This is a genomic window from Parasphingopyxis sp. (genome assembly GCF_052168295.1).
In the GTDB taxonomy this organism is placed as follows: domain Bacteria; phylum Pseudomonadota; class Alphaproteobacteria; order Sphingomonadales; family Sphingomonadaceae; genus Parasphingopyxis.
Window position 1 is genome coordinate 61,924 of record NZ_JBQLZN010000030.1, and the last position, 8,756, is coordinate 70,679.

The window sequence follows — 8,756 nt, forward strand, 5'->3', positions numbered from 1 at the left end:
CTGTACCGCTTTCCGGTATTTACGGCAAGTGTCGTTACCGGCGCGTCGACCAACTGCATGTATGACGCGACGAACGGCATGTTTGCCCGGGGCTGGCGAAAAAGCGCCGGAGTTTCTACATCCGCGCCATGGTGAATCCGAGTGTCAACGAATTGTCCGAACGCGCGCGCGACGTGTTTCGCACGGTCGTCGAGAGTTATCTCGAAAGCGGCGTGCCGGTGGGTTCGCGGACCATATCGAAAATGTCGGGCCTCAACCTGTCGCCGGCCTCGATCCGCAATGTGATGCAGGATCTCGAAGAGCTCGATCTGCTGGCCGCGCCGCACACGAGCGCGGGGCGGATGCCGACCGAGACGGGGCTCAGGCTGTTCGTGGACGGGATGATGCAGGCCGGACGGCTGACGGCTGCCGAAAAACAGGCGATCGCCGCCGAAATAGACGGCGATGGACCGGTCGAAGAGGCGGTCGCGAATACGACGGCGGCCTTGTCGGGCTTGTCCGCCTGTGCCGGGATCGTGCACGTCACGAAGCGCGAGCCGGTGCTCAGCCAGTTCGGTTTCGTGCCGCTCTCCGATAATCAGGCGCTGGCCGTTCTCGTCGGCAACGATGGTTCTGTAGAAAACCGGATCGTCGATCTGCCGCATCCGGTGCCCGCGTCTACGCTCAACGAGGCGGCCAACTATGTCAGCCAGCGTCTGTCGGGCCTGACGCTCGAAGAGGCGCGCAGCCGACTGCAGACGGAAATCGGGCGCGGCAAGGCGGCGCTCGATGCGGCGGCGCAGGATCTGATTGCGCGCGGTTTTGCGACCTGGTCGCAGGATAGCGCGGAGCGCCCGGTGCTGATCGTCCGCGGCCAGGCCAACCTGCTCGACGAGACGGCGGCGGCCGATCTGGATCGCGTCCGCAACCTGCTCGGCGAGCTCGAGGGCAAGCAGGAGATCGCCCAGCTGCTCGACCATGCACGGGATGCGCGCGCCACGAAAATCTTCATCGGATCGGAGAACAAGCTCTTCGCCCTGTCGGGGTCTTCGGTTATTGCCGCGCCTTATCATGACGGCGACGGACAGGTGGTCGGTGTCGTCGGCGTAATTGGCCCGACGCGCTTGAACTATGCGCGAGTCGTTCCCATGGTGGACTTCACCGCAAAAACACTGTCGAAATTAGTGAGCTGAATAGAGATAATGGACGGCGAAAAGACCGAAAACACGGAAAACTTGTCCGAAGAGGCGGAAGCCGAACTGGCCGGTGTGCCCGAGAGTATGCGTAGCGGCGGCGACGACGGCGGAGAGACCGAACATGTTTCGGACGCCGATCGCATCGCTGAGCTCGAAGAGGAACTCGCTGCGGCGAAGCAGGAAGTGCTGTACGCCAAGGCGGAAGAACAGAATACGCGCCGCCGCCTCGAACAGGAAAAGCAGAACGCCAGCGCCTATGCGGCGACCGGCTTTTCGCGAGATATCCTCTCGGTTGCGGACAATCTTGAACGCGCGCTGGAAGCGATTCCACAGGAGCTGCGCGACGATGAGAAGTTCAAGGGCCTCGTCGCCGGTCTCGAGGCGACCGGCCGCGAGCTGGCGACCGTGTTCGGCAAACACGGCATCGAACCGGTCGAGGCTGTCGGTCAGGAACTGGACCCGAACCGGCATCAGGCGATGGTTGAGATTCCCACAGACGAAGCCGAGCCCGGAATCATCGTGCAGCAGATGCAGCGCGGTTACATGATCAAGGACCGGCTGCTCCGGCCCGCGCTTGTCGGCGTGGCGAAAAAGCCCGACTAGAGCTCCAGGACAAACTGCGCGTTGCAGCGGCCATAGGGCGTCGGCCAGAACGCGTCCTCTTCCAGATCGCGGAACCCCGACGAGCGATACAGGTGCTGGGCGGCCGCAAGCCGGTTGCTCGTTTCCAGCCAGATCCCGTCGGCGCCCATCGTACGCGCCTCTCCGATCAGCCGCTCCAGTATCGCCCGCCCGATACCCTTGCCGTGCATATCGGAGCGGGCGGCCATCTTGACGATTTCGACATAATATCTGCCGGAAACCGGCTGCGTATGGGCAGGGAGGACCGCGCCGCAGCCGCATACCGCACCGTCGATCTCAGCGACGAAGATGTGCCCGCCCTTGGCGATGATCGACGCTTCTGGATCGCCGAGCTGCGCGCGATCGGAATCCTCCACCGCGAACTCCTCTTCGATCCAGGCAAGGTTCAACTCGGCGAACGCGTTGCGATCGCGTGGCTCGAACCGTCGGATCAGCATGCGCGCATCAGGCGGCCAGCGTGTAGCGGGATTCGCCGGGTCCGCGGCACATCCGCTTCGATACCCGCGTTTCCTCGCCGCTGATGATGACCACATCGGTCACGTCCATGCAGGCCGCGCCGTTCGGCTGGGACGTCATGGCGGTCACCGTAGACGAACCCGATACGTCGGACCGGGTCGGGCTGACCCATTCGGCCGTTGCGCCAACCTCTTCCTGCTGGGTTACGGTCTCTGTCGCTTCGGCCATGCGCTCCTGCTCTTCCGGCTCGAGCTGACAGGCGATTTCCGCGACCAGCACGCCGGCAAACTGCCCGGCGATGAAACCGCCGATCGCGCCGATGCCCGTGGATTCGCCGATGACCCCGCCCAATATGCCGCCGAGAAGGCCGCCGCCGGCGCGTTCGGTATCGCACGAATTCTGTCGCCCGCGGCTTTCCTCGCGGCGGGCGCGCTGCTCGGTGCCGTCCTCCCGGTCGCGTTCGGCCGTTTCGGCTGTCCGCGTAAAGTTGGCGCAGGTGCCCGAATAGCGGCAGAAGCGTTCCTGCAGGAAGGCGCGATCCTCGTGATAGCGCGCTTCGAGTTCCCGGTGGGTCGCCATGTGCCGGCCATCGGGATTGGAATCCGCATGCTCCTGCGTGATGTCCGCGAAAAAGCCGTCGGCCTGTTCCTGCGTATAATCGAAATCGTTCATTACTTGCGACTCATACAGTGCCGAAATCGCCTCCTGATGCGCGATCATCCGCTGGCGGAAATCAGCGAGCACCTGATCGTGATAGACGTCCAGCCGTTCGATGCACCGGGTCGTCTCGTCCGCCATCTCGAACGGTTCGCTGTGGCGGCGATAATCGTAGCGGCAATCGGGGTAGGTCACGCCGCTCATCACCGGCGTCGCCGGAATTTCGGGCAGTTCCGGCGGGGCCGCGCGCTGCGCGTCCGCGCCGAACGGCATCGCCGCACAGGCCATCGCCATCGCGCCCAGCACATATGTTTTGATATGAATTCTCATCGCATCCCTCACTATTGCCCCAAAAGCTAGACCTGATGGAAGCGGCGGGCAATGATCTGGATCACGCCTCCCGGCGCTTCGTCCGCGACCGCCTTTTCGGTCTCAGCAGGTGCCCGCGTAGCGGCAGAACGTCCGCCGGAGGAATGCGCGATCGTCGCGATAGCGGCGGATCATCTCCCGATACGGCGCCATATGCCGCCCGTCCGGATTGGAGTCCGCATGCTCCTGCATGATGCGGGCATAGAAACCGTCGGCCTGTTCCTGCGTGTAATCGAAATCATTCATGACCTGCGTTTCATACAGTGTCGTAATGCGTTCCTGATGGCGCAGCATCGTGCGGACGAAAGGCGCCATCACCCGGTCGTGATAGGCGTCGATCTGGCGAGTGCACCGATTGGTCGCCTCGGCGCGCGCGAACGGCTCGGAAAAGTTGCGATAGTCGTTGCGGCAGTTCGGATAAGGGGTCGACGGATATTGCGGCGTAGCGGGCATGTCGGGCAATGGCGGTGGTGGCGGCCTCTGCGCGAACGCGCCTGCGGACAGAATGAGAGCGGCCGCTGCCATTGCATGCAAGCCGATACGCAACACCTTCATAGATATTCCCCCTCCGGCAAAGGCTTAGCGGTGCCTTTGCCGGGGGGCAATATCGTTTGCCTGGCGCCGTCAGACCAGCTGCGCGCGGTTCTCGTCGCGATGCTTTTTCAGATATTTCATGAACGGCGTGCCGCCCGTGCCGACATCGGTATCGTTGCCGGCGCCCGAACAGGCCTGTTTGTTGATATAGCTGGCCGCATATTCGAGATGCCGGGTGCGGAAGCGCGCGACCTGCTCGACACAGGCATTGAACGCGTCCTTGACGCCGCTCGGCGCGTTGGTCGCGAACGCCCGCAGGCTGCTCGCCTCCGCCAGATCCTCGATAAACTGGCGGTGCGGGATCGGTCGATAGGCGTGCAGCTCGTCCAGATATTCGCGCAGCGGGTCGTTTTCGTGGCAGACGTTGAACAGGGCGTCCATCGCCGGGACGATCGAGCTTTGCGAACCCGTCTGCCCGCGAAAGGCCTGCGGCTTGCCGCCGAACCGTTCGACGCCCTCATATACGAGCCCGTTCGGCGTCGCCGCATTGTTCTTCCAGCCGTGGATGTAGGGCCGCACGCGCTGATAATAGATGTACGGGTCGCAGCGTTCGGGCATGCGGTCGAAATGCGCGTTCACCCGGTCCCAGACCGTGTGCATCGTCTGGAGCAGCGTCTCGACGCGGTCCGCATCGCCGGCGTCCGACGCATCGACAAGCTCGGTCGCCAGTTCCAGCGCGCGGCCCGCTTCGGCCTCGATCGCGACATGGATCAGCACGAACCAGTTCTCGTCCATGCCGCCGAGGAAATTCTGGTGCATGGCGATATTGTCGAGCGCGATGTCGCCCGCCTTGTCGAGCCGGTACCAGTTGTCGAGCACATAGCCCGAATAGGGCAGCAGCGGCGCCTGGCCGAGCCTCTCGGCGAGCGCGCAGATCGGCACGGCGAGATTGGCCGGCAGGCTTTCGGGCGCATGCTCCTCGCCCCAGACATAGGCCTGCACCATGAAAGAATAATGGACCATCGCGACGCGGATCTGGGCGTCGCTGGCCTCGGCGAGAAAGGCCGCCATGTCCGGCTGCGGGACCTGCGCCAGCCAGTGCCGCGCCCGGCCCGAAGTCAATATGGCGGAGAGATCGCCGGCCGCCTGGACGGGGCCGTCGAGTGCGGAGGGAAGGGTGATCGTGTCGATTTCGAAGTCGGAAAGGTAGCCGCGCTCCCGCGACATGCCGTAGGTTGAAAGCTCCATGATTGTCTCATTGGCCCGGGCGCGGGTTGGGCCGCCCGGTAATGATCCGATCGTTACGCCTGGCGATGCGTTTGTTCAAGCCGGATGCCGTAGCGTCAGGTGCGTCCGGTTGACACTGGTTGACACAGGCCGGGGGTGTCCGGGGCCATTTTCGCCGTAAGTTGACAAAGTAGACGCGCAGCGTTGCTTCCGAGCGCAATTTAATTTCCTACGCCGTGCGGAAAGTCACAAAGTTCACACCTGCTAAAGGCGGAAAGTCCTTCCGCTGCGACGCGCGGAAACGGCGGGGAGGGCGAACGGGGTCAAAGAGCCAGCGCGAGCCTCGGGACTCGGCGGGGCGATCCTGAGGCAGCGTTCCCTATTTTGCGAGGGAAATCGTGTTTGGGGACTTAGAAAACCATCACGACATTGGTTTACTCAATATCGCTATGTTCGTTGGGGCGGGTGTCGGCTCAACCTCCTTCGCGAGGATCGGGGCCATAGCTGTTATCTCCATTGGTTCCGGGCAAGAACCAGAGTATCAGCAATGCGATGGTCAAGATGATGGTGAAATAGTTCGGATATATTTGTGCAGGCGATAATGGATCGATCGCCCCGGTGGCCATCATTATCCTGATCACCAGCCCGTGGCCGACTGCTCCGACATATAGTAACATCCACCAAGCGCTTCGATCCTGATCGTGAAGCCTGCGAGCAAAAAGGGCGAAAGTCGGTATTAGTGCCACGAACTGATAGAGCGCTATGGCGACAAAGCTCAATCGCGACGGCAACAAAATCATAACTGGAAAAGAGAGTAGAATCCCGGCGAAAATACTGGCGATCCAGTAACACAGTACTTCGGTCCTGCTAGAACGTCCGTGAAAATCGCTGAAGCCGAAAATAGTCCGTTTCAGAAGGCCAAGATTTGCAGCTGCCGGATCGTAGCTCATGGCGACAGGTCCCTGATAGTTAGCCGAAAGGCAAAACCGCCTCGAAACTCGCCAGCGGCGGCGCGCCGGGGACGGTTTCGCCATGGCGGAGCAGGAAAACGTGGCGCACGATTTCGGCCTGTTGTTCGATCCCGTATCGCTTCAGCGGCCAGCCGGGTTTGAGGCTGTAGTGATAGCGGCAGAAGGGGTGGCGGCGGAGCGGCAGGAAGATGCCCGACTGCCACTGCCAGACATGGGTCATCTCGTGGAGGAACAGCGCTTGGAGCTTGAGCGGCGCGGTGCCGAAATCGTCGCGCCAGTGGGGGCCCTTGGGATGGAACCAGATGCCGCCGGTCGGCGCCATCAGCGTATTGGCCGGCTGGAAGGGAAACCATTTGCGCCGGTAGAGCGTGACCGCGTCGCAATCGATCGCCGCGCCGAACATGCTGCCGACGAGCTTGCGTTCGGCGGGTGTCAGGGAACGGGCGGCGGGGTCAGTCATCGCCCGTTCTTTCGGCGAACCGGTGGCGCGAAGGCAAGCCGCGCATGTGTGGCTTGCCGGTGATCGCGATCAGTTGCTGTAGAGTTCGGATATGTCGAGGATCGCGGATTCGAGCCGCGCGCTGCCATAGGTGCCGACCCAGATATCATATTGCCCGGACCGCGGCGTATCGAAACGGATCGACGGGTTGAGGCCGCCGCCGCTGTCATCGTCGCAATACCAGTTGCCGTCCGGCCCGTTGATCACCAGCGTGGTATCAGAACTTGACTGGACCGAAATGTTCAGCGGCAGGCGGCCGCTGACATAGTCGACGCGATAGTCGGGCGCGCGCGACACATAACCGCGGCACGGGTTGCCGAGTACCGATGCGTCGATCGATCCGCCCGATTGCAGGCGCACGCGGTGCGGGTCGGGCGTAAAGCCGGAGCGGAGGCGTGCCGTCCCGTAATTCGGATCGAGCGTGTAATCCGGCCGTCCGCCCGAACTGCTGCCACCGCCGCTCTCCGCCAGTTCGGCGATATCGTCATAGAGTTCGGAAATGCCGAGCACGGCCGTGCGCAGGCTCGAACTGCCATAGGTGCCGACCCAGACCTCGTAGCGGCCCGAACTCGGATTGTTGAAACGGATCGACGGATTGAGCCCGCTCGCGCCGTCATCGTTGCAATACCAGCGGCCATTTGGCGCATTGATCACGAGCGTCGTATCGGCGCTCGACGCGACCGAGAACAGCAGGGGCAGGCTGCCGGCGGAATAATAGACGCGGACGTCCGGCGCGTTGGCGATATAGCCGCGGCAACTGCTCGATATTGTGGAGGCCTGGATGCTGCCGCCCGATGAAAGCTCGACGAGACGCGGATCGTCGCTGAACCCGGCGCGCAGGTTGATCGTGCCGTAAGTGGGATCGAGATTGACGTTCTGCGCGCTGGCGGGCGCGGTCATGAACGTCGCAGCGGCGGCTGCGACGCTGAGTCTGGCAAGTGCGGACATTGGCTTCCCCCTGAAACTGGTCGCCGGTGCTGCGAAAACTCCCCCGGCGTCTGAGCTGCGACCGTTTCTGTAAACTACCGCGTTTGCGCCGAACTTTCCAGTGCAATGATGCCGTTCAGGCCGATCGGTCATGCCGATCGGCCCGCGCTACATTTCGTGGCCGGAATGGTCTTCGCCGGCATCCGAATTTCCGAACGGCGGCTCGTCGCCGGCAGCGATGGTCACGGCATCGATGCTGATGTCGCGGCCGCTGCCGAAACGGAAATTGAGGGTCAGCGACGTGCCGGGCGTGACCTCCGGATCGACGCCGAACAGCATCCCGTGCATGCCGCCGGGTTCGAACGACACCGTCTCGCCCGCCGGGATGTCGACGGACATCACCGGGCGCATCCGCATCGCGCCGTCCTCCATCACCGTCTCGTGGAGCTCGATTGTGGCGACCCGCTCGCTGTCGATCGCGAGCAGCGTGTCGCCCCCTTCGCCGCCATTGAGCTCGAAATAGGCGGCCGCCGGGCGGCCATCGACGGCGGACAGCCTGACCCAGGCATCTTCGACCGTTTCGACGGGCGCGGCCTCTTCGGCCTGGCCGCATGCCGCGAGGGCGACGGCGGCGGTTGCGGCAAGGATCGGAAAGCGCATGAGAATTCCCATATCTGAACAGAAGCTTTTCTTTAGTCCGTGGCGGTGGTTGCAGCAACAAAAACCCCACCTATATCGCTGCTGATAAACACCGCGCCGGCGGTTCTTGCTTCATAGTGAGGGGAGCCACCGGCTCCGCCTGTTATTGGGGAAATTGAGGGAAAAAAATGGCTAAAGTTATTGGTATTGATTTGGGGACGACCAACTCCTGTGTCGCCGTAATGGAAGGCGGCAAGCCCAAGGTTATCGAAAATTCGGAAGGCGAGCGCACGACGGCCTCGATGGTCGCCTTCACCAAGGATGGCGAGCGCCTGATCGGCCAGCCGGCCAAGCGCCAGGCCGTCACCAATCCGGACAATACGGTGTTCGCGGTCAAGCGCCTGATCGGCCGCCGTTTCGACGACCCGATGACGAAGAAGGATATGGAACTCGTTCCGTACAACATCGTCAAGGGCGGCAATGGCGACGCCTGGGTGAAGGCCGGCGGCGAGGATTACAGCCCGTCGCAGATTTCCGCCTTCATCCTGCAGAAGATGAAGGAAACGGCCGAAAGCTATCTCGGCGAGACGGTCGAGCAGGCCGTGATCACGGTTCCGGCCTATTTCAACGACGCCCAGCGCCAGGCGACGAAGGACGCCG

At 62.7% G+C, this 8,756-nt stretch carries 11 protein-coding genes; 3 read left to right on the plus strand and 8 right to left on the minus strand.

Translation table 11 applies throughout. The features are described 5' to 3' along the window. Window positions 1-128 precede the first annotated feature (128 nt). Together hrcA and grpE are read left to right on the plus strand one after the other, a co-directional pair. A complete protein-coding gene (gene hrcA / locus ACTS1Z_RS04775) occupies window positions 129-1,172 on the plus strand; it encodes a heat-inducible transcriptional repressor HrcA (protein WP_442623297.1) in 1,044 nt (347 codons plus the stop codon). A gap of 9 nt (window positions 1,173-1,181) precedes the next feature. Continuing rightward, window positions 1,182-1,778 carry a nucleotide exchange factor GrpE gene (gene grpE, locus ACTS1Z_RS04780; protein ID WP_442623298.1) on the plus strand — a complete coding sequence of 199 codons (597 nt, stop codon included), beginning with the start codon at window positions 1,182-1,184 and terminating at the stop codon, window positions 1,776-1,778. Here grpE and ACTS1Z_RS04785 read toward each other — a convergent pair. From ACTS1Z_RS04785 to ACTS1Z_RS04820, 8 genes are all read right to left on the minus strand, one after another. Continuing rightward, entirely contained in the window at window positions 1,775-2,254 is a 480-nt protein-coding gene (locus ACTS1Z_RS04785; protein WP_442623299.1) for a GNAT family N-acetyltransferase, read from the minus strand. The two genes, grpE and ACTS1Z_RS04785, sit on opposite strands and share 4 nt — an antisense overlap. Window positions 2,255-2,261: 7 nt before the next feature. Next, the gene (locus ACTS1Z_RS04790; protein WP_442623300.1) at window positions 2,262-3,260 is read right to left on the minus strand and encodes a hypothetical protein; all 999 of its coding nucleotides are present in this window, start codon (window positions 3,258-3,260) and stop codon (window positions 2,262-2,264) included. A gap of 102 nt (window positions 3,261-3,362) precedes the next feature. After that, entirely contained in the window at window positions 3,363-3,854 is a 492-nt protein-coding gene (locus ACTS1Z_RS04795; protein WP_442623301.1) for a hypothetical protein, read from the minus strand. A gap of 69 nt (window positions 3,855-3,923) precedes the next feature. Beyond that, window positions 3,924-5,081: an indoleamine 2,3-dioxygenase gene (locus tag ACTS1Z_RS04800; RefSeq protein ID WP_442623302.1), complete on the minus strand. Its 1,158-nt coding sequence runs from the start codon at window positions 5,079-5,081 to the stop codon at window positions 3,924-3,926. A 452-nt stretch (window positions 5,082-5,533) separates the two neighbouring features. Then, a complete protein-coding gene (locus ACTS1Z_RS04805) occupies window positions 5,534-6,010 on the minus strand; it encodes a DUF805 domain-containing protein (protein ID WP_442623303.1) in 477 nt (158 codons plus the stop codon). A 19-nt stretch (window positions 6,011-6,029) separates the two neighbouring features. Next, window positions 6,030-6,491: a vgr related protein gene (locus ACTS1Z_RS04810; RefSeq protein WP_442623304.1), complete on the minus strand. Its 462-nt coding sequence runs from the start codon at window positions 6,489-6,491 to the stop codon at window positions 6,030-6,032. Window positions 6,492-6,560: 69 nt separating this feature from the next. Further along, window positions 6,561-7,478: a hypothetical protein gene (locus tag ACTS1Z_RS04815; protein WP_442623305.1), complete on the minus strand. Its 918-nt coding sequence runs from the start codon at window positions 7,476-7,478 to the stop codon at window positions 6,561-6,563. Window positions 7,479-7,625: 147 nt separating this feature from the next. Beyond that, window positions 7,626-8,117 (minus strand): copper chaperone PCu(A)C, encoded by a 492-nt coding sequence (locus ACTS1Z_RS04820; RefSeq protein WP_442623306.1) that lies wholly within the window; start codon window positions 8,115-8,117, stop codon window positions 7,626-7,628. A gap of 167 nt (window positions 8,118-8,284) precedes the next feature. Here ACTS1Z_RS04820 and ACTS1Z_RS04825 point away from each other — a divergent pair. Continuing rightward, on the plus strand, window positions 8,285-8,756 hold a 472-nt coding region (locus ACTS1Z_RS04825; protein ID WP_442623307.1), incomplete at its 3' end, for an Hsp70 family protein.

Excerpts from the sequence above, each read along its gene's own strand:
- hrcA (WP_442623297.1), top strand. The coding sequence starts at position 129 with ATGGTGAATCCGAGTGTCAACGAATTGTCCGAACGCGCGCGCGACGTG.
- grpE (WP_442623298.1), top strand. The coding sequence starts at position 1,182 with ATGGACGGCGAAAAGACCGAAAACACGGAAAACTTGTCCGAAGAGGCG.
- ACTS1Z_RS04785 (WP_442623299.1), bottom strand. The coding sequence starts at position 2,254 with ATGCTGATCCGACGGTTCGAGCCACGCGATCGCAACGCGTTCGCCGAG.
- ACTS1Z_RS04790 (WP_442623300.1), bottom strand. The coding sequence starts at position 3,260 with ATGAGAATTCATATCAAAACATATGTGCTGGGCGCGATGGCGATGGCC.
- ACTS1Z_RS04795 (WP_442623301.1), bottom strand. The coding sequence starts at position 3,854 with ATGAAGGTGTTGCGTATCGGCTTGCATGCAATGGCAGCGGCCGCTCTC.
- ACTS1Z_RS04800 (WP_442623302.1), bottom strand. The coding sequence starts at position 5,081 with ATGGAGCTTTCAACCTACGGCATGTCGCGGGAGCGCGGCTACCTTTCC.
- ACTS1Z_RS04805 (WP_442623303.1), bottom strand. The coding sequence starts at position 6,010 with ATGAGCTACGATCCGGCAGCTGCAAATCTTGGCCTTCTGAAACGGACT.
- ACTS1Z_RS04810 (WP_442623304.1), bottom strand. The coding sequence starts at position 6,491 with ATGACTGACCCCGCCGCCCGTTCCCTGACACCCGCCGAACGCAAGCTC.
- ACTS1Z_RS04815 (WP_442623305.1), bottom strand. The coding sequence starts at position 7,478 with ATGTCCGCACTTGCCAGACTCAGCGTCGCAGCCGCCGCTGCGACGTTC.
- ACTS1Z_RS04820 (WP_442623306.1), bottom strand. The coding sequence starts at position 8,117 with ATGCGCTTTCCGATCCTTGCCGCAACCGCCGCCGTCGCCCTCGCGGCA.